General features: G+C 67.4%; 19 protein-coding genes. 10 read left to right on the top strand and 9 right to left on the bottom strand.

The genetic code is table 11. The features are described 5' to 3' along the window. Positions 1-6 precede the first annotated feature (6 nt). Positions 7-831 carry an N-formylglutamate deformylase gene (gene hutG / locus BLW48_RS33650; protein ID WP_093081771.1) on the top strand — a complete coding sequence of 275 codons (825 nt, stop codon included), beginning with the start codon at positions 7-9 and terminating at the stop codon, positions 829-831. Between the two features lie 12 nt (positions 832-843). On the opposite strand, the gene BLW48_RS33645 is transcribed toward hutG, so the two are convergent. Beyond that, positions 844-2,703 (bottom strand): DUF1963 domain-containing protein, encoded by a 1,860-nt coding sequence (locus BLW48_RS33645; protein ID WP_093180012.1) that lies wholly within the window; start codon positions 2,701-2,703, stop codon positions 844-846. Between the two features lie 113 nt (positions 2,704-2,816). Here BLW48_RS33645 and BLW48_RS33640 point away from each other — a divergent pair, with 113 nt between their 5' ends. After that, positions 2,817-3,869, top strand: coding sequence for a homocysteine S-methyltransferase family protein (locus tag BLW48_RS33640; RefSeq protein WP_093059252.1), 1,053 nt, complete (start codon positions 2,817-2,819; stop codon positions 3,867-3,869). Positions 3,870-3,947: 78 nt separating this feature from the next. Then, positions 3,948-4,667 carry an SH3 domain-containing protein gene (locus BLW48_RS33635; RefSeq protein WP_093180010.1) on the top strand — a complete coding sequence of 240 codons (720 nt, stop codon included), beginning with the start codon at positions 3,948-3,950 and terminating at the stop codon, positions 4,665-4,667. Positions 4,668-4,678: 11 nt separating this feature from the next. Here BLW48_RS33635 and BLW48_RS33630 read toward each other — a convergent pair whose 3' ends face one another. From BLW48_RS33630 to BLW48_RS33620, 3 genes are all read right to left on the bottom strand, one after another. Further along, positions 4,679-5,713, bottom strand: a complete 1,035-nt coding sequence (locus BLW48_RS33630) for an NADP-dependent oxidoreductase (protein WP_093180009.1) — start codon at positions 5,711-5,713, stop codon at positions 4,679-4,681. A gap of 116 nt (positions 5,714-5,829) precedes the next feature. Next, positions 5,830-6,450 (bottom strand): TetR/AcrR family transcriptional regulator, encoded by a 621-nt coding sequence (locus BLW48_RS33625; RefSeq protein WP_093180007.1) that lies wholly within the window; start codon positions 6,448-6,450, stop codon positions 5,830-5,832. Between the two features lie 33 nt (positions 6,451-6,483). Continuing rightward, on the bottom strand, positions 6,484-7,416 hold the full coding sequence (locus BLW48_RS33620) for a LysR family transcriptional regulator (protein ID WP_093180005.1): 933 nt from the start codon (positions 7,414-7,416) through the stop codon (positions 6,484-6,486). 101 nt (positions 7,417-7,517) lie between these two features. Here BLW48_RS33620 and BLW48_RS33615 point away from each other — a divergent pair, with 101 nt between their 5' ends. Then, the gene (locus tag BLW48_RS33615) at positions 7,518-7,961 is read left to right on the top strand and encodes a PACE efflux transporter (protein WP_093081758.1); all 444 of its coding nucleotides are present in this window, start codon (positions 7,518-7,520) and stop codon (positions 7,959-7,961) included. On the opposite strand, the gene BLW48_RS33610 is transcribed toward BLW48_RS33615, so the two are convergent. Both BLW48_RS33610 and BLW48_RS33605 read right to left on the bottom strand, forming a co-directional pair. After that, on the bottom strand, positions 7,951-8,880 hold the full coding sequence (locus tag BLW48_RS33610; RefSeq protein WP_093180004.1) for a lipase secretion chaperone: 930 nt from the start codon (positions 8,878-8,880) through the stop codon (positions 7,951-7,953). The genes BLW48_RS33615 and BLW48_RS33610 overlap by 11 nt on opposite strands. Before the next feature lie 7 nt (positions 8,881-8,887). Continuing rightward, positions 8,888-9,859 (bottom strand): esterase/lipase family protein, encoded by a 972-nt coding sequence (locus tag BLW48_RS33605; RefSeq protein ID WP_371127586.1) that lies wholly within the window; start codon positions 9,857-9,859, stop codon positions 8,888-8,890. A gap of 224 nt (positions 9,860-10,083) precedes the next feature. Between BLW48_RS33605 and metH the strand changes: the two genes are divergently transcribed. Genes metH through BLW48_RS33585 form a run of 4 tightly spaced genes read left to right on the top strand, consistent with a single transcriptional unit; the run spans position 10,084 to position 16,094 of the window. Continuing rightward, positions 10,084-12,822, top strand: coding sequence for a methionine synthase (gene metH / locus BLW48_RS33600; RefSeq protein WP_093180002.1), 2,739 nt, complete (start codon positions 10,084-10,086; stop codon positions 12,820-12,822). Positions 12,823-12,874: 52 nt separating this feature from the next. Continuing rightward, the gene (locus BLW48_RS33595) at positions 12,875-14,704 is read left to right on the top strand and encodes an ArnT family glycosyltransferase (RefSeq protein WP_093180000.1); all 1,830 of its coding nucleotides are present in this window, start codon (positions 12,875-12,877) and stop codon (positions 14,702-14,704) included. Beyond that, positions 14,701-15,696 carry a glycosyltransferase family 2 protein gene (locus tag BLW48_RS33590; RefSeq protein WP_093179999.1) on the top strand — a complete coding sequence of 332 codons (996 nt, stop codon included), beginning with the start codon at positions 14,701-14,703 and terminating at the stop codon, positions 15,694-15,696. Before BLW48_RS33595 ends, BLW48_RS33590 begins: the two co-directional genes overlap by 4 nt. Continuing rightward, complete coding sequence (locus tag BLW48_RS33585) at positions 15,693-16,094, top strand: GtrA family protein (RefSeq protein WP_093059269.1); 402 nt, start codon at positions 15,693-15,695, stop codon at positions 16,092-16,094. The genes BLW48_RS33590 and BLW48_RS33585 overlap by 4 nt, the downstream gene beginning before the upstream one ends. A 24-nt stretch (positions 16,095-16,118) precedes the next feature. On the opposite strand, the gene BLW48_RS33580 is transcribed toward BLW48_RS33585, so the two are convergent. The 3 genes from BLW48_RS33580 to BLW48_RS33570 are packed head-to-tail and all read right to left on the bottom strand — an operon-like array spanning position 16,119 to position 18,839. Further along, the gene (locus tag BLW48_RS33580) at positions 16,119-17,318 is read right to left on the bottom strand and encodes an amidohydrolase family protein (RefSeq protein WP_093179997.1); all 1,200 of its coding nucleotides are present in this window, start codon (positions 17,316-17,318) and stop codon (positions 16,119-16,121) included. Next, the gene (locus BLW48_RS33575; RefSeq protein WP_093059272.1) at positions 17,273-18,046 is read right to left on the bottom strand and encodes a TetR/AcrR family transcriptional regulator; all 774 of its coding nucleotides are present in this window, start codon (positions 18,044-18,046) and stop codon (positions 17,273-17,275) included. The genes BLW48_RS33580 and BLW48_RS33575 overlap by 46 nt, the downstream gene beginning before the upstream one ends. Before the next feature lie 19 nt (positions 18,047-18,065). Next, on the bottom strand, positions 18,066-18,839 hold the full coding sequence (locus BLW48_RS33570) for a ferredoxin--NADP reductase (RefSeq protein ID WP_093059274.1): 774 nt from the start codon (positions 18,837-18,839) through the stop codon (positions 18,066-18,068). A 311-nt stretch (positions 18,840-19,150) separates the two neighbouring features. On the opposite strand from BLW48_RS33570, the gene BLW48_RS33565 reads away from it, so the two are divergent. Both BLW48_RS33565 and BLW48_RS33560 read left to right on the top strand, forming a co-directional pair. Continuing rightward, a complete protein-coding gene (locus tag BLW48_RS33565) occupies positions 19,151-20,770 on the top strand; it encodes a 6-hydroxynicotinate reductase (protein WP_093179996.1) in 1,620 nt (539 codons plus the stop codon). A 2-nt stretch (positions 20,771-20,772) separates the two neighbouring features. Further along, a complete protein-coding gene (locus BLW48_RS33560) occupies positions 20,773-21,690 on the top strand; it encodes a UPF0280 family protein (RefSeq protein ID WP_093179994.1) in 918 nt (305 codons plus the stop codon). Positions 21,691-21,693: the final 3 nt, after the last annotated feature.

The following is a 21,693-nucleotide window of genomic DNA, read 5'->3' as shown; positions in this document are numbered from 1 at the left end:
CCCACCATGGCCTTCACCACCGCCGAACCGCCATTCCGCTTCCGCCAGGGCACGCGCCCGCTGCTCATTTCGATGCCGCACGTCGGCACGCACGTGCCGCCCGCGCTGGCTGCCCGCCTCACGGAGGAAGCGCGCCATGTGCCCGACACCGACTGGCACCTCGAACGGCTCTACGACTTCGCCGACGAACTCGGCGCCTCGGTACTGGTCGCCACGCATTCGCGCTACGTGATCGACCTCAACCGTCCGCCGGATGGCGCGAGCCTTTACCCGGGCCAGAGCGTCACCGGCCTGTGCCCGGTCGACACCTTCGACGACACGCCGGTGTATGCCAACCCCGGCGACCTGCCGGGCGATGCGGAAACCGCCGAGCGCCGCGATGCCATCTGGCAGCCCTATCACGCGAAGCTGGCCGAAGAACTCGCGCGCATCCGCGCGCAGCATGGCGTGGCCGCGCTGTGGGACGCGCACTCCATCCGCTCGGTGCTGCCGCGTTTCTTCGAAGGCAAGCTGCCCGACCTGAACCTGGGCACCGGCAAGGGCATCAGCTGCGACCCGGCGCTGGCGCAAACGCTGCTGGGCATCGCCGAAAGCGCCACCGGCTACACGGGAGTGCTCAACGGCCGCTTCACCGGTGGCTACATCACGCGCAACTACGGCAACCCTGCGCAGAACGTGCACGCGGTGCAGCTGGAGATGACGCAGAGCAGCTACATGCAGGAGGCCTTGCCCTTCGACTATCTGCCCGAGGTGGCGGCGGGCGTGCAGCCGCATGTGCGGCGCATGATCGAGGCGGTGCTGGCGTTCGCCGAATCGCGCGCGGCGCGCTGAGCGACCGCAGGCTCAACTGCTTTCCAGGCTCGCGAAAGTCCTGGAGAAATCGCCGAGTGCCAGGTCCTTCATGTGGATGCTGAAGCTCAGCGTGCCCGCATCCCAGAAGCAGAAGCCGGGCCGGTTGTCCGACTCGAGCATCAGCAGGTTGATCCATTCGCCAGGCAGGCCGCCGCGCTCGGCCGATGCCTGCTCCTCGGGCGATTCGTGCTGCGTGAACACGTGTGCGTTGACGAGGTGGCAGTCCTCGCTCTTGCCCGAAAGCTCTTCCTGCAGTGCCCAGTAGGCCTTCTGCAGCTTGTCGTCGTCCTCGATGTTCTGCAGCACCGCGTCGCGGCCGGTCAGGCGGTCGCCCGCGTTGTAGAGGCTCGGCACCGACACGGTGGCAGTGGCGACGGCCTTGAAGCCGGGAAACGCGTCGCCGTTCTCGAACGTGGCGTCGTCCGGGTAGACGTAGGTCTGCAGCGACGAGGCGGCGGCGGTCGAGTGGATCACCCGGTGCTTCTGCAGCTCCTCCTGGTCCTCGCCGAAAAAGTAGAGCATGCCGTCGCGCGGTAGCCAGGGCTGCAACCCGGCCACGTCGGCCAGGCGCAGTTGCGCATAGAAGCGCCAGTGCGTGCCGTCTTCCGCACGGGGAAATTCGATGTCCGGCGGAAGGTCGGGTGCGCCGCCGAAGCGCGTGTTGCCCTTCTGCGCATAGTCTTCCGGCTCGGTGGTGCGGTAGCGCACGGTGTTGCGGGCCAGGCGCAGCAGCGCGGGCAGATAGCGCTTGAGCTTGTGCCGGGCGCAGGCGGCTTCCAGGATCGCGGCGTGTTCCGCGCTGCTGCGCGCCAGGAAGCTTTCGGGCGCCACCGCCACGTCGATGTCCGGGCGATAGCGGATGTCGAGATACAGCGCCTTGAGCTTGTTCTCGAGCGTGACCTTCTTGATTTTCTTCAGCGACGCCGGCAGCGACACAAAGGGATTCTTCTCGACGTTCAGCAAGGTCAGCGCCGGCAGGTGGCCGACGCATTCGGGCAGCGTGGCGAGTGCGTTGCCGGGCAGCACCAGCCGTTGCAGCCGCGAGAGGCGGTCGATGCTGTCGGGCAGGTCGCGCAGCTTGCCGTACTGCAGGAACAGCGCTTCCAGCTGCTCGAGCGCACCGAAGTTCTCGGGCAGGTGCTCGATGGCCGAGCCGCGCACGAACAGCTCCTTCAGCGACGAGAGCGAACAGAATTCGTCCGGCAAGGCTGTGAAGGGCGCGTGCGCCGGCGACATGAACTGCAGCGACAGGAACTCGAGGTTCCTGAAGCGCAGGATCTCGGGCGGGAAGGCCTCGATCTTCGGTGTGTCGCCTTGCCACGGTTGCCGGACAAGCAGCCGCCGCACCCGTTCGGGCGGCACCTCGGCAGCCTCCTCGAGGCTGGTGTACGTGTGGGGCTGCAATGTCACTTCACCCGGCTCGAAAGCCTTGCGGACGTGGATGGGAACGCTCTTGCTGTCGTCGTAGCGCGAACGCATCGTGCCGCGCAGCTCGACCGACGAAGGCGTCAGCGTCACCGTGCCGTGAAAGCTGTCGAGCGCGAAGCCGCGCTCGTACAGGTGAAAGTCGAAGGTGGCCGGCTGGTTTTGCGGCAGCTGCACGATGCGCAGCGGCTCGCCGGTCTTGTCGTGGAAGAAGAACGCGCCGTAGGTGCCGAACTGCGGCGCGATCAAGCCCTGCGAGGGGTTGTCCACGTCGTCGGGCTGGAAGGCGGGTGCATGCAGCGCCGCATCGAACGCGACCGGGGCCGTGTGCAGCTGGAACTGCATGCCCCCGTCGACGAAGCTGGCCGAGGATTGCGCGGTGAACGCGAAGTGCGCGTTGCCGACCTGAAAGATGTCTTCTTGCATGGAGATGAAAGCGTCGGGTGCCTGCGTCCAACCTTGCCAGACCGGCAAGGCATGGACAAGGCCAAGTCCCGGGGCAGAGCGGGGCGATGGGCTGGTTTCTACAATCGGAGGTTATGAAGCCCCTTGTCTACACCCGCGGCCAAGCCCTGGCCGGCATCCTCGCCAAGCGCATCGCCATCCTCGACGGCGCCATGGGCACGATGATCCAGCGCTTCAAGCTCACCGAGGAGCAGTACCGCGGCGAGCGCTTCAAGGACTTCGATCGCGACATCAAGGGCAACAACGAGCTGCTGTCGCTCACCCGGCCCGACGTGATCCGCGACATCCACGAGAGCTACCTCGCGGCCGGCGCCGACCTGATCGAGACCAACACCTTCGGCGCGACCACCATCGCGCAGGAGGACTACAAGATGGCTCACCTGGCGCGCGAGATGAATCTCGAATCCGCCAAGCTGGCGCGCGCGGCCTGCGACAAGTTCAGCACGCCCGACAAGCCGCGCTTCGTGGCCGGCGCGCTTGGCCCGACGCCCAAGACGGCGAGCATCAGCCCCGACGTGAACGACCCGGGCGCGCGCAACGTCAACTTCGAGGAACTGCGCGCGGCCTACTACGAGCAGACCGAGGCGCTGGTCGAAGGCGGCGCCGACGTGATCCTGGTCGAGACCATCTTCGACACGCTCAACGCCAAGGCCGCGCTGTTCGCGGTCGACGAGTATTTCGACAACAGCGGCCAGCGCCTGCCGCTGATCATCAGCGGCACGGTGACCGACGCCTCGGGCCGCATTCTCAGCGGCCAGACCGTCACCGCCTTCTGGCACAGCGTGCGCCATGCGCAGCCGCTGGCCATTGGCCTGAACTGCGCGCTGGGCGCGGCGCTGATGCGCCCGTACATCCAGGAGCTGGCGCGCGTGGCCGGCGACACCTTCATCAGCTGCTACCCGAACGCGGGCCTGCCCAATCCGATGAGCGACACGGGCTTCGACGAGACGCCCGACGTGACCTCGCGGCTGCTGCACGAGTTCGCGGCCGAGGGGCTGGTGAACATCGTGGGTGGCTGCTGCGGCACCACGCCGGACCACATCGCGGCCATCGGCAAGGCTGTGGCGCCAGTGGCAGGCCGCGTGCTGGGCAGCAACAACGCGGGCTTCTACAAGGAAGCCGCGTAAGCACCACTCCGGTCGCGCCCGCGGCCGATTGACAGGCTCTCGGCCCCCGGCCTACGCTGGGGCGCAAGGAGCCTACCCATGAACACACTCGTTCCGCGCTGGATCGGCATCGGCGCCCTGGCACTGCTGCTTCCGCTCGCGGCCGCGGCGCAACAGGCCTTCACGCGTGGCGCGGTCAACATGCGTGCCGGGCCTTCGGGTGACTATCCGTTGGTGGCGCGGCTCGGGCCGGGCCAGCCGCTCGACGTGGTCGGCTGCACGAGCGGCTATGGCTGGTGCGACGTGGTGCTGCCCGACGGCGGGCGCGGCTGGGTCTGGTCGCGCAACCTCGACTACGCATATCAGGAGCAGCGCGTGCCGCTGGCCACCTACGGCGCGGTGATCGGCGTGCCGATCATCGGCTTCGCGATCGGCAGCTACTGGGCCGACTACTACCGCGACCGGCCGTGGTACGGCGACCGGCGCTGGTGGGCTGGCCGGCCGCCTCCGCCACCCGTGGCGGGCTGGCGTCCACCGCCGCCGGTGAGGCCGGGATGGCAGCCGCACCCGTGGCGGCCGGGGCCGGGTTTCCGGCCGCCGGGGCCTGGCTTTCGCCCACCACCCGGACCTGGATTCCGCCCGCCGCACGATCCCGGCATCAGGCCGCCGCGGCCGCAGCCGGGCTTTCGTCCCGGGCCTCCGCCCGGCGTGGCACATCCACACCCCGGCGGCCGGCCGAGGCCCGGTGGGGGCGGCGGCGAACGCCCGCATGGCGGTGGCGGACACGGCGGCGGCCATGGAGGTGGCCACCGGCCCTGAAGGCGCGTGCGTCAGCCCTCGGCGACGTGCACCACGCGCTTGCCGAAGTTGCGCCCCTCCAGCAGGCCGATGAGCGCAGCCGGCGCGTTATCCAGCCCGTCGACCCGGTCCTCGCGCAGCGTCACGCGGCCGGCATCGACCCATTCGCTCATCTCGCGCCGGAAGGTGTCGAAGCGGTCGCCGTAGTGGTCGAGGATGACGAAGCCCTGCATGCGGATGCGCTTCTGCAGCAGCGCCGCCATCAGCAGCGGCAGCCGGTTCGGGCCGGACGGCAGCTTCTCGTTGTTGTAGTCGGCGATGTGCCCGCACACCGGCACGCGCGCGCCGATGTTGAGCAGCGGCAGCACCGCATCGAACACTGCGCCGCCGACGTTCTCGAAGTAGACGTCGATGCCCTTGGGGCACGCGGCCGCGAGGCGCGATGCGAACTCCGGGCCATGGCGGTCGAGGCAGGCGTCGAAGCCGAGCGTTTCGACCGCGTAGCGGCACTTGTCCGCGCCGCCCGCGATGCCGACCACGCGCGCGCCCTTGAGCTTGGCGATCTGCCCGACCACCGAGCCGACCGCGCCGGTCGCCGCGGCCACGACAACGGTGTCGCCCGGCTTCGGCTGGCCGATGTCGAGCAGGCCGACGTAGGCGGTGAAGGCAGGCATGCCGAGCCCGCCCAGCGCCAGCGAAGGCTGCGCCATCTCGCCGAGCGGGAGCAGGTCCTGGCCGTCGGACAGCGCGTAGTCCTGCCAGCCTGCGTTGCCGAGCACGAGATCGCCGGGGCGGAACTGCGGGTGCTTTGAGGCGGCGACGCGGTTCACCGTGCCACCCGGCATCGGCTCGCCCAGCGGCACCGAGGCCGCATAGACCGGTGCGACCTCGTCCATCAGCTGGCGCATGTACGGATCGAGCGAGAGATGCAGCGTGCGCAGCAGCACCTGGCCTTCGCCAGGCGTGGGGACGGGAGTCTCGTCGAGGCGGAAGTCGCCCGGTGTCGGCAGGCCGCGCGGGCGTGCGGCAAGGACGATGCGGCGGTTGAGGATGTCGCTTTGAGGCATGGGCTGGTGGCTCCTGTAATGGTTGGGGATGCGGATCTGCGGAGGCGAATAGACCAGTCGTCTAGTTCATGGCCGAAAAAAAGCGGGAGCGCGTATGCCTCCCGCTCCAGGCTTTTTCAGGTGTCCGGAGACAGGCCCAGCAGCTGCCGGGTGTCGCGCATGGCCATGTCCAGCGAGGCGCGGTCTCGGGTGATCTTGGCCAGCAGGCTGGCGCCGAGCCATCGCTGGTAGAGCGCGACGGCGATTCCCTGCGCGTCCTGTTCCTTTGCTTGCGGCGCGGCCTGCAACGAGCCGTCGGCCCGGCCGGCTTCGATGCATCGCGCCAGCCGGTCGGTGATGCCGCGGGTGCCTCGCGCCAACGCCGCGCGCATGCTTTCGGACAGGTCGCAGACCTCCGCGCCGAGCTTGACCACGAGGCAGCGGCTCTGCGCATCGTCGCCGGTCTGCGAATCGAGCCAGTCGTCGAAGTAGCCGATCAGCCGTTGCGCGGCCGTGCCCGGTGCCTCGGTCAATAACGCGTCGGTACGCCCCAGGTACTCGGTGAAATAGGCTTCGAGCACGGCCTCGCCGAAGGCCTCCTTGGAGCCGAAGTAGTGATAGAACGAGCCCTTCGGCACCTTCGCCGCCGTCAGCACCTCGGCCAGTCCGACCCCGGTGAAGCCCCTTTGCAGCAACAGCGGATGGGCCACGTCGAGGATGTGCTGGCGGACGTCGGGAGTGGGGGCGATCGCGTTCATGGCCCGCACTCTAGCGGCTATTAGACCAGTCGTCTAGTCGCCTTGATCGCCGCCGGTCTTGGGGCTGCACTCACCGGCGGCTGCCCGGTCCTTCGCTATCAACTTCACGAAGCGCTGGGCTCCCAGGCCGAGTGGGCGCTCACGTGACCACACCACGTCCACCCACAGGTCCAGCCCGTTGCTGAGGTTCTCGAACGGAATCTCGATCAGGGCGCCCGCCGCCACATGCGGCTTTGCGAAGTTGCGCTGCAGCCAGCCCCAGCCCAGCCCGGCGGTGATCAGGCTCAGCGCGGCCAGTGCGTTGTCGGTGCGCCAGACATGGCGCGCGAACACGAAGCGCGGGTCGCTGGTGGTCAGGTCGCGCCCGGCCACGACGATCTGCCGGGTGTTCGTCAGATGGTCCTCGCGCAGCCGGCCGCCGTTGGCCGCGAGAACGGGGTGGTCCGGCGCGATGACCGCCACCATCAGGTCGCTGCCGACTTCCTGGAAGCCCTCGCGCCCGTCGAGGCTCGGGCGCTCGAACACCAACGCCAGCTGCGCGCGCCCGCTGTGGAGCAGCGCCAGTGCGTCGGCCTGCGGGGCCGCCAGCACCTCGACCTGCAGCAGCGGATGCTCCCGTGCCAGTTCGGCCAGCGGACCGCTCCAGCGCGCGGCCAGCAGCTCGGGCGCAATGGCCAGCGTGAGCCGGTCTTCCAGCCCCTGGGTCAGCGCCAGCGCCTGCACCTGCAGCTGCTTGAGCTGGGCCGCCAGCAGCCGCGCCTGCGGCTCCAGCGAGCGCGCGGCGGCGGTGGGCTGGGGCTCGCGGCCGCTGCGGTCGAACAACGGCAGGTCGAGCTCGGCCTCGAGGTTGGCGATGGCCATGCTCACGGCCGACGGCACCCTGTGCAGCGCCCGGGCGGCGGCCGAGAAGGAGCCGTGGTCGATCACGGCCAGGAAGACTTCGACGTTGTCGCTGGAAAAAGCCATGGCACCCGACCTATCAATAGAACTGAAACAAGTTAACTTTTTATATCAGCGGATGACACATAAAGTCCAGTCATCGCAGTAACGAAACCAAGAGAAGAGTCATGCAAGGCATTCAACGTCGCATCGTCTACATCAGCCTTTATGAGGGCATCGCCATCGTCGCTGCCAGCGCCGGGCTGGCATTGATGACGGACGCCGGCCTCGGCCATTCGGGCGTGCTGGCGGTGGCCGCCTCGGTCGTCGCGGTGATCTGGAACCTGGTCTTCAATTCGCTGTTCGAGCGCTGGGAGTCGCGCCAGGTCGTGCGCGGCCGCAGCCTGCGCCGCCGCATCGCCCACGCCATCGGCTTCGAGGGCGGGCTGGTTGCCTTCCTGGTGCCGATGTTCGCCTGGGGCCTGGGCGTGTCGCTCTGGCAGGCACTGGTGATGGACCTGGGGCTGGTGATCTTCTTCCTGGTCTACACCTTCGTCTTCAACTGGGCCTTCGACCGGGTGTTCGGCCTGCCGGCTTCTGCGGCGGCGAACAGCACGGTGGTCACGGCGTAGAGGGCGCTTTCTTCCTGTCGTTGGCGGCGCGGACTTCCAGCGCGGCCTGAAGTCGCAGCGCCTCCTGCGGCGTGAAGAGCTGGGCCTGCAGCTGCGCCCGCGTGGCTTCGTCGGCCGCGGCGTAGCGCGAGAGTCGGCTTTGCCAGTCTTGCTCCTGCTGGTCGAGCGTGGCCAGCCGCTGCGCTGCCTCGTAGCCGTACTGCTGGGAGCGCTCGGCAAAGCGCTCCTGGGGGCTCGCACCGCGTGCTTCCAGCGCCGCGGTCTGCTCGGCGACGCCGAGTTGCGCCGTGGTGGCAGCCCGGTCGGCGAGCTGCTCGGGTGTAAGCCAGTTCTTCTCGGCCTGTGCCAGCGCCTCGCGCTTCTGCTCGGGCGTCAGATCCTTGTTGCGCTCGATTTCCAGCTTCTCGACGCTGAAGCGGTCGAATTTTTCCTCGGCGCCGAACAGGCCCTCGACCTCTTCCGGCGCGAAGTAGCGTGCCCGGATGCCCGCGCGCGCATCGAGGATCCTGCGCAGCCCGGCAGGGTCGCCGATGCTGGCCGCCGGCAGCGCCTCTAGCGCGTTGCGATAGTCGATGTAGCGCTCCAGCAGGCCCAGCCCGCGCACCCTCCATTCCGGCGGCAGGTACTTGTCGATCTTGGCGCGCATCTCGGCCATCAGGCCTTCCTTGTCCCTGGCCTGGCTGTCGTTCAGCATCTGCTCGAAGATGCGCAGCAGGTCGGGCGTCAGCAGTGGGTCGGGGGCATGGCCGTTGTTGCGCAGCGCGATGGCGGATGCTTCCGCCGCCGCGGGGTTGGTGGCCGGCGGCACCGAAGACGCGGCGACCACAGGCGCTTCAGGCGCGCTGAGCTGCCACCACGCCACGCCTGCGGCCACTACCACCGCGATCGCCGCCAGCGGACGCAGGAGCTTCGGGGACATCGACTCCTCAGAGGCCGAGCTGCTTCAGCTTCGCCGCCTGGTTGACGTACAGCGTCACCGGGCTCACCGAGAAGAGGTCGCGCAGTCCGAGCAGCTGATTCACCTCGTCCAGATGGTTCTGCCGGTAGCTGCCAAGGTAGGTGCCCAGATGCGAACTGCAGGCCGATGCCAACCCGTCGTTGGCTTCGCCGTGGACCGCGCTCAGCAGCGACAGCGGGTAGTCGGAGGCGTCGAATACGTTGGTCAGCGGCTGGGTGCCCGACCAGGAGAAGTACCGCACGCCGTTTACCAGCTCGGCCCCGTTGCCGCAGGCCGTGGTGGGCACGCCGTCGGGGAACTTGGCGTTGAACTTCGCCGAGCCCACGGTGTTCAGCGAATCGAGCGCGCCCAGCCCGTTCTGGGGCGTGTTGTTGCCCGAGAGAATGCCGAGCAGGCTGGAGAACGCGTTGACGGCGCTGACCACCACGGTCCGGCTGAGGCTGCCGGCCGGCAGCGTGTCGCCGAGCACGTCGGCCACCTTGCTGCCCTTGTGGGGGCTGCCAACCGTCGTGACGGAGGCCACAAGCTCCGGCGCCACGCCCGAGACATAGCGCGCCGTGGGCCCGCCGTGCGAATGACCGATCAGGTTGACTTTGCTCGCGCCGGTGAGCGCCAGCACGTCCTTGACCTGCTTGAGCAGCTGCTCGCCGCGCACTTCGCTGCTGTTGGTGGCCGCCACTTCGGCGACGAAGACCTTGGCGCCCTGGGCGCGAAGCTCGCCGGGAATGCCGTACCAGTAGTCGATGCCCGCGATCGTGTCGAAGCCCAGCATGCCGTGCACCAGCACGATCGGGTAGGCCGTCTGCGCGGTCTTGCTGCTGGCGGCCTGGGCCGTCTGCACCAGGGGCGCCAAGGCCAGCACGCCGCACATCAGCAGCGCGCCGGCAGAGCGCCGCGCCGTACCGCTTTTCCTGCCCGTCGAAGCCAGAATCGTCTTCAGTCGAATCATCGGAACTCCCTGCAATTGGGTTGGATCGGTTTTGGGGATGCACGCAAAAAAGAACGAGCGTGCTCTTTTTATTCTGCGAAATCAGGGATTCGCTATCGATTCGGACTTACCCTTTCATGATTCAGACTTACTCCTTGCACGCTATCTGCTTGGGGGAGGGCGATAGACTCCCCCAACCCGCGCACGAATAACCGCTTTTGCCCTCGAGTCAAACCATGTCTTCCCCAATGCCCCCTCCCATGAAGCTGTCCGGCCTCGAACCGGTTGCCATCGGCGAGGGCACGCTGTTCGTCAACATCGGCGAGCGCACCAACGTCACGGGCTCGAAGGCCTTCGCGCGGATGATCCTGAACGGCCAGTTCGAAGAAGCCCTGGCCGTGGCGCGCCAGCAGGTCGAGAACGGCGCGCAGGTGATCGACATCAACATGGACGAGGCCATGCTCGACAGCAAGGCCGCGATGGTCCGCTTTCTGAACCTCATCGCCAGCGAACCCGACATCGCGCGCGTGCCGGTGATGGTCGACAGCTCGAAGTGGGAAGTCATCGAGGCCGGCCTGCGCTGCATCCAGGGCAAGGGCATCGTCAACTCCATCTCCATGAAGGAGGGGGTCGACAAGTTCAAGCACGAGGCCAAGCTGGTGAAGCGCTACGGCGCCGCCGCCGTGGTGATGGCCTTCGATGAAAAAGGCCAAGCCGACACCTACGCACGCAAGATCGAGATCTGCGAGCGCGCCTACCGCATCCTGGTCGACGAGGTGGGCTTCCCGCCCGAAGACATCATCTTCGACCCGAACATCTTCGCCATTGCTACAGGCATCGAGGAGCACGACAACTACGCGGTCGACTTCATCAACGCCGTGCGCTGGATCAAGGAGAACCTGCCGGGCGCCAAGGTGTCGGGCGGCGTTTCGAACGTGAGCTTCAGCTTCCGCGGCAACGACCCGGTGCGCGAAGCGATTCACACCGTGTTCCTGTACCACGCGATCAAGGCGGGCATGGACATGGGCATCGTTAACGCCGGCATGGTCGGCGTGTACGACGACCTCGAACCCGAACTGCGCGAGCGCGTCGAAGACGTGGTGCTCAACCGCCGCGCCGACGCCGGCGAGCGCCTCGTCGAAGTGGCCGAAACCGCCAAGAGCGGCGCCAAGGACGACAGCAAGAAGCTCGAATGGCGCGGCACGCCCGAGAACCCGGTGCACGTCAACCAGCGCCTGTCGCACGCGATGGTGCACGGCATCACCGACTTCATCGTGGAAGACACGGAAGAGGCCTACCAGCAGATCCTTGCCAAGGGCGGCCGCCCGCTGCACGTGATCGAAGGCCCGCTGATGGACGGCATGAACATCGTGGGCGACCTGTTCGGCCAGGGCAAGATGTTCCTGCCGCAGGTGGTGAAGTCGGCGCGCGTGATGAAGTCGGCCGTGGCCCACCTCATTCCCTACATCGAGGAAGAAAAGCGCCAGGACGAGGCCGCGGGCCGCGACGTGCGCACCAAGGGCAAGATCATCATCGCCACCGTGAAGGGCGACGTGCACGACATCGGCAAGAACATCGTCACCGTCGTGCTCCAGTGCAACAACTTCGAAGTGGTGAACATGGGCGTGATGGTCCCGTGCCACGAGATCCTGGCCAAGGCGAAGGTCGAGGGGGCGGACATCGTGGGCCTGTCGGGCCTCATCACGCCGAGCCTCGAAGAAATGCAGTACGTGGCCGGCGAGATGCAGAAGGACGATCACTTCCGCATCAAGAAGATTCCGCTGCTCATCGGCGGCGCCACCACCAGTCGCGTGCACACGGCCGTGAAGATCGCGCCGCACTACGAAGGTCCCGTGGTCTACGTGCCCGACGCCTCGCGCAGCGTGAGCGTGGCGCAGAGCCTGCTCTCCGACCAGGCCACCGCGTACATCGACGAGATCAACGCCGACTACGTCAAGGTGCGCCAGCAGCACGCCAACAAGAAGCAGGTGCCGATGTGGCCGCTGGCCAAGGCGCGCGCCAACAAGACGCCCATCGACTTCGTGAACTACCTGCCACCGGTGCCCAAGTTCATTGGCCGGCGCGTGTTTAAGAACTTCGACCTCACCGATCTGGCCAAGTACATCGACTGGGGCCCGTTCTTCCAGACCTGGGACCTGGCCGGTCCGTTCCCCGCCATCCTGAAGGACGAGATCGTCGGCACCGAGGCCGTGCGCGTGTACGCCGACGGCCAGCGTATGCTCAAGCGCCTCATCGAAGGCCGCTGGCTCAGCGCGAGCGGCATCGTCGGCTTCTGGCCCGCCAACACGGTGAACGACGACGACATCGAGCTGTACACCGACGAGTCGCGCAGCGAGGTCGCGCTCACCTGGTACGGCATGCGCCAGCAGACTGAAAAGCAGATGATCGACGGCGTGATGCGCCCCAGCCGCTGCCTGTCCGACTTCGTCGCGCCCAAGGACAGCGGCGTGAAAGACTACGTCGGCATGTTCGCCGTCACCGCCGGCCTGGGTGTCGAGAAAAAAGAGAAGTACTTCATCGACGACCTCGACGACTACTCCGCCATCATGCTCAAGGCCCTGGCCGACCGGCTGGCCGAGGCCTTCGCCGAGTCGCTGCACCACCGCGTGCGCACCGATCTCTGGGGCTACGCGAGCGACGAAAGCCTGAGCAACGACGACATGATCGCGGAGAAGTACCGTGGCATCCGCCCCGCGCCCGGCTACCCGGCCTGCCCCGACCACAGCGTGAAGCGCCCCATGTTCGACCTTCTGGCCTGCGCGGACATTGGCATGACCCTGACGGAAAGCCTCGCTATGATGCCCGCCGCCAGCGTGAGTGGTTTCTACCTGAGCCACCCCGATTCGACGTACTTCAACGTCGGCAAGATCGGACACGATCAGTTGCAGGACCAGGCCGCGCGGCGCAAGGAGAGCGAGTCCGATCTCGAGCGTCTGCTGGCGCCCAATCTTTGAACCTGCCGGCCGGCGCGGCCGCCCGGCGCCGGGAGTTGTTATTCAGAAGCTGATGTTTGCAGCCGCGCACTACGCGGCACTGGCGGTTTTCGTGTTCAGCTGTTGGGGTTACGGCCGCGCATTGCTGGGCCGCATGGCCCCGCCGCCGCGCCGCGACGCTGGGCTCGAAGCCGCCATGGCCGTTGCGCTGGGCGTTGGCCTCTTCATCTGTGCGTTCCAGGCGCTGGCCATCTTCGGGGCCTTCAAGATGGGCGCGACCGTGGCGCTTGTCGTGGCGGGCTTCGTTGCGGCGGCGATCCAGCTGCCGTCGTGGCTGCGCGAGCGGCGTGCCCTGCGCGCGAACGAACCCGCCGCGCCGTGGACCTACTTCGAACGCGTCGCGATGATCGCGCTGGCCCTGGTTGCATTGCCCGCGCTGGTAGCGCCGCTCGCGCCGCCGATCGCCTTCGACGAGCTGATGTACCACCTGCCGTATGCGCGCCAGGTCGCGCTGCAGGGCTCGCTGGGCATTCACGACTGGCTGCGCTATCCCTGGTTCCCGTACAACTACAACCTGCTCTACGCCGCCGCACTGCAGGTCGGCGACGACGTGCTGCCGCACTTCCTCAATGCGCTGGCTGGTGCGCTGTCGGTGGTGATGATCTTCCGCCTCGGCATCCTGCACGCCAACCGGCTCACCGCCTGCATCGGCGCGGCCATCTGGCTGGGGCTCGGCGATTATTCGAACGCGCTGATCGACATGGGCGTGGCGCTGTTCGTGCTGTCGGCCTGCGTGGCGCTGTGGTGGTGGCGCGAGTCGGAGCCCGGCAAGCCCGTGCACGGCGGCATGCGCTGGCTCGGCGTGGCTGCGTTCTGCCTCGGCGTGGCCGCGGGCTCGAAGTACCAGGCGCTGATCTTCCTGCCGCTGGTGGCGCTGTTCGTCATCCGCCACGAGCGGCGGCCCCAGGCATGGGCGCTGGTGTTCGTCTGCTTCCTGATTCCCTGCCTCTATTGGTACGCGCGCAACGCTGTCATGACGGGCGACCCGTTCAACCCTATCGGTGCGCGCGTGTTCGGCTTCACCGAATGGACCCCGGCCGACTACGTGCAGCAGGTGGCGGACGTGCGCGTGCATGCCGAACTGCCCAATGCGCTGATCTGGTCCGTGTTCTTCGCGCCGTTCAGCGTGCTGTGGAAGCGCTCCGCGGCCGTGCGCGCCGCCGGTTGGTTCTGCCTGTACTCGGTGGTGGTCTGGGTCGTGACCTCGCGCTATCCGCGCTACCTGACGGCCTCGTTCCCGATGCTGGCCGCCATCGCGGCCATCGGCTGGCAGGTGCTGTTCGGCTGGGCCGCATCGGGCTTGCGCCGCATGTTCGGTGCGAAGGAGAAGACGCAGGATGCCGGCACCGTCGCGACGGGCTCGATGAGCCGCGACACCGCGCGTTCCGGCGCCCGCGCGGGCGACTGGGTGCTCGTGCTGCTGCTGGCCGTGCTGGCCGCCGTGTCGGTGCGCCAGACCGCGGTGAAGGTGTCGATGGTCTCGATCACCCCGGAAGCCCGCGATGCCGTGCTGCGCAAGCACGTGCCGGGCTATGCAGTCATGGACTACCTGCGCCGCACTGCCACCGGCCGCGTCTACCAGATCGCGCTGAACGAGGCGATCTACTACGGCCCCAACCCCATCTGGGGCGACACGCTCGGACCATGGCGCTACACCGACTTCGGGCGCCTGTCGGGCGGCGATCTCGCGCGCAAGCTCGGTGGCCTGGGCTTTGTCGCGGTCGTCCTGCCGGACAGCGTGGTGCCCGTATTCAGCGCGCGCGTCGACTTCGACAAGTACTTCGCCGTCGAGTACGAGAAGGACGGCAGTCGGGTCTACCGTATCCTTCCCGCCGCACCATGACCGACGCCAATTTCCCCGCCACCCACGGCAGCAGCGGCCTGCGCATTGCCGCGGTGATCCCCTGCTACAACGAGGCGCTCGCCATCGCCCAGGTGGTGGCGGGCTTTCGCGCCGCGCTGCCAGAGGCCGAGATCCACGTCTTCGACAACAACTCCAGCGACGACACGGCCGCCGTGGCGCGCGCGGCCGGCGCCATCGTCACGCACGTGACCCTGCGCGGCAAGGGCAACGTGGTGCGGCGCATGTTCGCCGACGTCGATGCCGACGTGTACGTGATGGTCGACGGCGACGCCACCTACGACACCGGCGCCGCGCACCGGCTCATCGACCGGCTGGTGAGCGACAACCTCGACATGGTGGTCGGCAGCCGCGTGGACGACGGCCTGGACGCGCATACCTACCGCACCGGCCACCGCCTGGGCAACCGCATGCTCACGGGCGCCGTGGCGCAGCTGTTCGGCGGAGGCCTGAGCGACATGCTCTCGGGCTACCGCGTGTTCTCGCGGCGCTATGCCAAGTCGTTCCCGGCGCTGTCGCGGGGCTTCGAGACCGAAACCGAACTCACCGTGCACGCGCTCGAACTGCGCATGCCCTATGCCGAGGAAAGCACCGCCTACAGCACGCGCCCCGAAGGCTCGGTCAGCAAGCTCTCGACCTACCGCGACGGCTGGCGCATCCTCAAGACCATCTGCAAGCTGTTCGTGAGCGAGCGGCCGCTGCAGTTCTTCTCGATCATCGGGGGGCTGCTGGTGCTGATGTCGGTCGCGCTGGTCCTGCCGCTCGTCATGACCTACATGCACACCGGCCTGGTGCCCCGGCTCCCCACGGCGGTGCTGGCCACGGGTGCGATGCTGGCTGCCATGCTGTCCTTCGTGTGCGGCGTTGTCATGCAGGCCATCACGCTGGGGCGACGGGAGGCCAAGCGGCTTAGCTACCTCGCGATTCCTAGCGTGCGCGAGCAGGCGGCCCGCGGCACACGCACTTCACGATGAAGATCGGACGCGAGTTCCTCTCCTTCGCCCTCGTCGGCGTGATCGGGCTCGTGGTCGACGTGGTCGTGCTGTATCTGCTGGCGCCGCTGCTGGGTTGGTACGGCGCGCGGGTGGTGTCGTTTCTTGCAGCGGCGACCACCACCTGGGCCTTCAACCGCCGCTACACCTTCGCGGCCAGCGCATCGGCCGGCCGCTCTCTCTGGCGCGAGTACCTGGGCTATCTGGCGACCATGGCCGCCGGCGCGGTGCTCAACTACGGCGCCTATGTGCTGACGCTGCACTGCGTCGAAGGGCACTGGGCCGCTGCCCTGGGCGTGGCGCTGGGCAGCCTTGCCGGCATGAGCGCCAATTTCCTGTCGGCGCGCTACCTGGTCTTTCGCTCGCACCGCGGCGGCTGAGGCCGCCGGGTGTCGTGGCGCGTGTCAGTGCGCGCCGGAAACCACCACCGGGATTTCATTCGCGGGCGGCGTATTGCGGCTGCGGCCGCAGCGCACGATGCCGTCGATCATCACCATGCCCACGCCCGGAATGTCGCCGAGCTGCACGCTTTCGAGCAGGCCCGGCGCGGGCGAATGCTGCGCGCGGTCCATGAACACGAAGTCGGCGTCGCGGCCCACCTCGATCAGGCCGCAGTTGAGCTTGCGGATCTTCGCCGTGTTGCCGGTCGCGAAGCAGAACACCAGCTCGGCCGGAATGTTCGCGATGGACGACAGCATTGCCACCATGCGCAGGATGCCCAGCGGCTGCACGCCCGAGCCCGCGGGCCCGTCGGTGCCGAGAATCACGCGGTGCGGGCACTTGAGCTCCAGCGCCGCCTTGGCCGCCGCGATGGCCACCTTCTCGTTGCCGTTGTGCACGATCTCGATGGCGCGCGAGCTCTTCTCGCAGAGCTCACACACGTGCGCTTCCGGTAGCGAAGTGTGGCCGCCGTTGATGTGGCCGATGATGTCGGCGTCGGCCTCGAGCACAACATCTTTGTCGATCAGGCCCGAGCCCGGGATCGACGGGCCGCCCGTGTGGATGGTGCTCTGGATGCCGTACTTGCGCGCCCAGGCCACCATCTCCTTCGCCTCGTAGCCGGCCTTGACAGAGCCCAGGCCCACTTCGCCAAGCAGGCCCACGCCGGCTTCGGCGAGTTCCTTGAAGTCGCTCTCGACCATGCCCTTCTCGATGACGGGCGCGCCCGCCAGAACCTTCACGCCGCCGGGGCGGAAGTTGTCGAAGGCGCGCTGCGCGGTGATGGCCAGGGCCTTCAGGCCCACGATGTCCTTGGGGCGGCCGGGCAGGTGCACCTCGCCGGCAGAAATCATGGTGGTCACGCCGCCGTGCATGGTGGAGTCGATCCAGCCGATCTGGCCCTGGCGCGGCGTCCAGTCGCCGAACACCGGGTGCACGTGGCTGTCGATCAGGCCTGGCGCCACGCAGGTCTTCTTCGCGTCGATGACGGTCGCCGCGCCTTCGAGATCGCAGTCTTTCTCTTTGCCGACCGCGACGATCAGGCCGTCGTTCACCACGATGGTGTCGGCGTCGAGGATGGGCTTGTCGATGTCGCCCGAGAGCAGCAGCCCGATGTTCTTTATGACGACCTTGCCCGACTTGCCGCCGGCTGCGATTTCTGCCATTTCGATGTGTCCTCGTGGGGTGGTGTGTTGTCTTGCGGCTCGTCCGCTTCTGTATCCGCGTCCGCGCGCACCGTGCGCAGCAGCGTCTCGATCACGAAGTCTTCCCAGTGCGTGATCGCCTCCGGTGACTCCAGCGGTTCACCGAGGAAGGCGGTGAGCGTGTGGCGGTTGGAGGTGTAGAAATAACCCGTGGACGCGATCAGCAGGTAGATGTCGCGCGCCACCAGTTCCTTGCGGAACAGGCCCTGCGCCGCGCCGCTGGCGAGGATTTCCGCAATGATCGCCACCGCGCGCGACGAATACTCGCGCGCCCGCAGCGACTTCGAAATGTGCCGGCCCTTGTGCAGGTTCTCGGTGTTCAAAAGCGTGACGAACTCGGGGTTCTTGCGGTAGTAGCCCAGCACGAAGCGGATGACCTCGGTGAGCGCTTCCACCGGCCGCGAGGCGTCGAGCGCGATGGCGGCCTCGGCGTCGTCCATGCGCTGGTAGATGCCTTCGAGCACCGCAATGAAGAGGCCTTCCTTGCTGCCGAAGTAGTAATAGATCATCCGGTCGTACGACTTCGCGGCCTTGGAGATCTTCTCCACGCTGCCGCCGTCGTAGCCGTACTTGGCGAACACCTTGGTCGCCGATTTCAGGATGCTGTCGCGCGTGGCCTGGGCGGCCGCCTCGCGCACGCCCGTGCGACGCTGGGGCTTGGTCTTGGGTGCGGAGCGGCTGTCGGCCATCGGGCGCGCGAGATGCCGATTACTTCTCTGCGAACGCGCGCTCGACCACGAAGTCGCCCGGCGTGCTCGTGTTGCCTTCCTTGAAGCCGCGCTTTTCCAGGATGTGCTTCAGGTCGACCAAGAGGCCGGGGCTGCCGCACAGCATGACGCGGTCTTCCTCGACGTTGAGCGGCGGCAGGCCGAGGTCGTCGGTGAGCTTGTTGCTCTCGATCAGGTCGGTGATGCGGCCCTGGTTGCGGAACTCCTCGCGCGTGACGGTCGGGTAGTACAGCAACTGCTTGGCGATCATCTCGCCGAGGATCTCGTGTTTGGGCAGGTGGTCGGTCACGAGGTCGTGATAGGCCAGCTCGTCGACCTGGCGCACGCCGTGCACCAGGATGACCTGCTCGAACTTCTCGTACGTGTCCGGGTCGCGGATGATGCTCATGAACGGTGCGAGGCCGGTGCCGGTGCCGAACAGGTACAGGCGCTTGGCCGGCAGCGTGTAGTCGATCAGCAGCGTGCCCGTGGGCTTGCGGCCCACGATGATGGTGTCGCCCACCTGGATGTGCTGCAGCTTCGAAGTCAGCGGACCTTCTTCCACCTTGATGCTCAGGAACTCGAGATGCTCCTCGTAGTTCGGGCTCACGATGCTGTAGGCGCGCAGCAGGGGCTTGTTGTTGACCTTCAGGCCGATCATCGTGAAATGACCGTTCGAGAAGCGCAGCGCCGGGTCGCGCGTGGTGGTGAAGGTGAACAGGCGGTCGGTCCAGTGGTGGACGCTCAGGACGCGTTCTTCGCTGAATGCACTCATACGGAACTCAAGAGTTGGTTGGTAACAGGGGAGGTTGGCTGAGCCGGCGTGCACGCCTTTGGGGCGAAAACCGCCGGCCGGCTCCGAACCCTCCATTGTCGTTGGTCGTAAAAACCCCGATGAACATCGCGAGAAAACACCATTGCAAGCATCGGGCCTGTTTGCTACATTGACTGCGAATGTAGTGAACGCAACATGAAAGTGTAGGGAATGCTACACAAACGGAAGTCGGTGCACAAGCTGGCGGACGGCACGTTTGTTGCAAACCCCGACAGCCAGGATTTGCCCACATACGCCCACGAGATTGCCCGATGACAGAACACACCAAGACAGATGGCCTCCCCGGCATGGACATGCCCGTGGTGGCTGAAGCCGGCAGCGGCGCCTTCGGCAAGGCGCCGCCGCGCAACGAGCGCATGAGCACTGCCAAGGTCGAGTGCAACGCCTGCCCGGTGCTGTGCCAGATCTCCGACGGCCGCACCGGCGCCTGCGACCGCTATGCCAACCGCGAAGGCGTGCTGGTGCGCGTCGATCCCGTGGTGCTGCTGCGCCGGACGATCGAAAGCGAAGCGCCTGCGCTGGTGCCCTTCAATCGCACCGGCGCCGAAACGGTCCCGGCCCCCGCCGAGCCCGACTGGAACGGCGACCTGCTGCACGCCGACGAAGTCTTCGTCACCGGCGTGGGCTCGTCCACCACCTACCCCGACTACAAGCCCGCGCCCTTCATCGTTGCATCGAAGGCCCAGGGCGTCGACATGGTCACCGTCGTCACCGAAGGCATCTTCAGCTACTGCAGCTTCAAGGTGAAGATCGACACCGACCGCTTCCTCGGCTCCGAGCAGGCCAACGTGCGCTATCGTGGCGAAGTCGTGGGCCACGTCACCACGGCCGAGTACGGCTCGCAGATGCTCTCGCTCGGCGGCGTGCACCACCTTACTGGCGGCAGCAAGAAGGAAGGCCGCATGACGGCCGAGCTGATGCAGCTGCTGGGCAACAAGAAGGCCGTGGAGTGCACCATCGACGGCGGCTCCACCCTCGTCATCCAGGCCGGCAAGGCGCCCATCGTCAACGGCGTCGAAGAGCAGCGCATGCGCGTGGGCTGCGGCTCCGCGGCGGTCGGCATCTTCGCGCGCCAGTTCGCGGGCGTGGCCGACGAGGTGGTGGTGGTCGACGACCACATCACCGGCGTGCTCACCGAGCACCAGGCTGGCCGCTGCCTCGACATGGCGCCCTCGGGCATCCAGATGCTGGGACGCAAGTCCACGCCGGGGCGCTACTTCCAGGTGGCGAACCCGGGCAACAGCTGGGGCGGCACCGACATCGCCGATCCGCTCGCGATCATCGAGGGCTGGGAAGAGGGCGTCGCGCGCCCCGGCCTGCGCCTGCTCATGACCTCGACCACCGGCGAGCACGCGCAGTGGTACGTGCTCGACGATGCACTGAAGCCCGTCGAGCAGCCCATGCCTGCGGAGGTGAAGCGCATCGTCGACCGCATCGGCGAAAACTGCGAACCCTCGCTGTGCACCGTGCTGTTCCTCGGCGGCGCGGGCGGAAGCCTGCGCGCGGGCGTCACCGAAAACCCGGTGCTGCTCACGCGTGCCATCAAGCGCGCGCTGGTCAACGTCACCTGCGGCGGCGCACCGGCATACGTGTGGCCCGGCGGCGGCATCACCGTGATGGCCGACGTCATGCGCATGCCCGACAACAGCTTCGGCACCGTGCCCACGCCGGCCATCGTCGCGCCCATCGAGTTCAGCATGCGGCGCGACGACTACGAGGCGCTCGGCGGCCACATGGAACACATCTTCCCGCTCGAACAGGCGCTCGCGCGCGGTGCGTGGCAGGAAGACGGCGCACCGCTCGCACGCCAATGGCTCGCGATGGACGACGCCAATCCGTGGCCGCTCGGCCACGCCCCCATGCTGGGCTGATCATGTCCGCCCAACGCACAGCGCTCGACAAGAACCGCTGGCATTTCAACCACGGCCCGATCGACATCGTGGCCGAGGCGCATGGCGACCCGTACGCCGTCGCGGCCGCGCACGACGCCGCGTGGGCGCGCTTCGTCCACGTGCTCGACGAACTGGTGCACGAGCTGCCGCTGCTGCGCCTGCCCGTCACCGACAAGATGCGTCCGCGCAATGTGGTGGCGCGCCGCATGTGGGACGCCTGCGCCGCGTTCTCCCCGATGTTCATCACGCCGATGGCGGCGGTGGCCGGCTCGGTCGCGCAGGAGCTGATCGCGTTCTACGAGCGCCCTGGCATCGAGCGCGCATGGATCAACAACGGCGGCGACATTGCGCTGCATTTCGCGCCCGGCCAATCGGCGCGCGTGGGCGTGTTCGCCGACCTTGCGCGCTTCGACTGGCGCGATCATGTCGATGGTGGCAGCGGCATCCTCACCACCGACGGCCAGTTCGAGCTGCACGCCGACCAGCCCGTGCGAGGCGTCGCCACCAGCGGCTGGCGCGGGCGCAGCTTCTCGCTGGGCATCGCCGACAGCGTGACGGTCCTGGCCGCCACGGCAGCGCAGGCCGATGCGGCGGCGACAGTGATCGCCAACGCCGTCGATGTCGACGACGCTGCCATCGCGCGCCGCCCCGCGAACGAATGCAAGGACGACAGCGACCTCGGCGACACCCTCGTCACCGTCGGCGTACCCACGCTGGCCCCCGAGCAGGTGCGCAGCGCACTCGATACGGGCGTGGTGTGCGCCAAGGTCCTGCAAAAAGGCGGGCTTGTGTGGGCCGCTCTACTCGTTTGTCAGGGGCAGTGGCGACTTGTCAAGCCCTTATGCTCGAAGGCGCTCAAGACCGAGCTGCCGAAAGCAGTTGGTTCAGTATTTGCTTAACGA

The organism is Variovorax sp. YR266 (assembly GCF_900107295.1).
Lineage (GTDB): Bacteria > Pseudomonadota > Gammaproteobacteria > Burkholderiales > Burkholderiaceae_C > Variovorax.
The sequence above is the reverse complement of the archived record's forward strand: the minus strand, read 5'-3'. Positions and strand labels throughout refer to the sequence as shown.

What these genes read in the sequence shown, in the direction of transcription:
- BLW48_RS33595 (WP_093180000.1), top strand. Translation starts at nt 12,875, where the DNA reads ATGTTTGCAGCCGCGCACTACGCGGCACTGGCGGTTTTCGTGTTCAGC.
- BLW48_RS33645 (WP_093180012.1), bottom strand. Translation starts at nt 2,703, where the DNA reads ATGCAAGAAGACATCTTTCAGGTCGGCAACGCGCACTTCGCGTTCACC.
- BLW48_RS33620 (WP_093180005.1), bottom strand. Translation starts at nt 7,416, where the DNA reads ATGGCTTTTTCCAGCGACAACGTCGAAGTCTTCCTGGCCGTGATCGAC.
- BLW48_RS33625 (WP_093180007.1), bottom strand. Translation starts at nt 6,450, where the DNA reads ATGAACGCGATCGCCCCCACTCCCGACGTCCGCCAGCACATCCTCGAC.
- BLW48_RS33570 (WP_093059274.1), bottom strand. Translation starts at nt 18,839, where the DNA reads ATGAGTGCATTCAGCGAAGAACGCGTCCTGAGCGTCCACCACTGGACC.
- hutG (WP_093081771.1), top strand. Translation starts at nt 7, where the DNA reads ATGGCCTTCACCACCGCCGAACCGCCATTCCGCTTCCGCCAGGGCACG.
- BLW48_RS33635 (WP_093180010.1), top strand. Translation starts at nt 3,948, where the DNA reads ATGAACACACTCGTTCCGCGCTGGATCGGCATCGGCGCCCTGGCACTG.
- BLW48_RS33575 (WP_093059272.1), bottom strand. Translation starts at nt 18,046, where the DNA reads ATGGCCGACAGCCGCTCCGCACCCAAGACCAAGCCCCAGCGTCGCACG.
- BLW48_RS33560 (WP_093179994.1), top strand. Translation starts at nt 20,773, where the DNA reads ATGTCCGCCCAACGCACAGCGCTCGACAAGAACCGCTGGCATTTCAAC.
- BLW48_RS33630 (WP_093180009.1), bottom strand. Translation starts at nt 5,713, where the DNA reads ATGCCTCAAAGCGACATCCTCAACCGCCGCATCGTCCTTGCCGCACGC.
- BLW48_RS33590 (WP_093179999.1), top strand. Translation starts at nt 14,701, where the DNA reads ATGACCGACGCCAATTTCCCCGCCACCCACGGCAGCAGCGGCCTGCGC.
- metH (WP_093180002.1), top strand. Translation starts at nt 10,084, where the DNA reads ATGTCTTCCCCAATGCCCCCTCCCATGAAGCTGTCCGGCCTCGAACCG.
- BLW48_RS33615 (WP_093081758.1), top strand. Translation starts at nt 7,518, where the DNA reads ATGCAAGGCATTCAACGTCGCATCGTCTACATCAGCCTTTATGAGGGC.
- BLW48_RS33565 (WP_093179996.1), top strand. Translation starts at nt 19,151, where the DNA reads ATGACAGAACACACCAAGACAGATGGCCTCCCCGGCATGGACATGCCC.
- BLW48_RS33610 (WP_093180004.1), bottom strand. Translation starts at nt 8,880, where the DNA reads ATGTCCCCGAAGCTCCTGCGTCCGCTGGCGGCGATCGCGGTGGTAGTG.
- BLW48_RS33640 (WP_093059252.1), top strand. Translation starts at nt 2,817, where the DNA reads ATGAAGCCCCTTGTCTACACCCGCGGCCAAGCCCTGGCCGGCATCCTC.
- BLW48_RS33580 (WP_093179997.1), bottom strand. Translation starts at nt 17,318, where the DNA reads ATGGCAGAAATCGCAGCCGGCGGCAAGTCGGGCAAGGTCGTCATAAAG.
- BLW48_RS33585 (WP_093059269.1), top strand. Translation starts at nt 15,693, where the DNA reads ATGAAGATCGGACGCGAGTTCCTCTCCTTCGCCCTCGTCGGCGTGATC.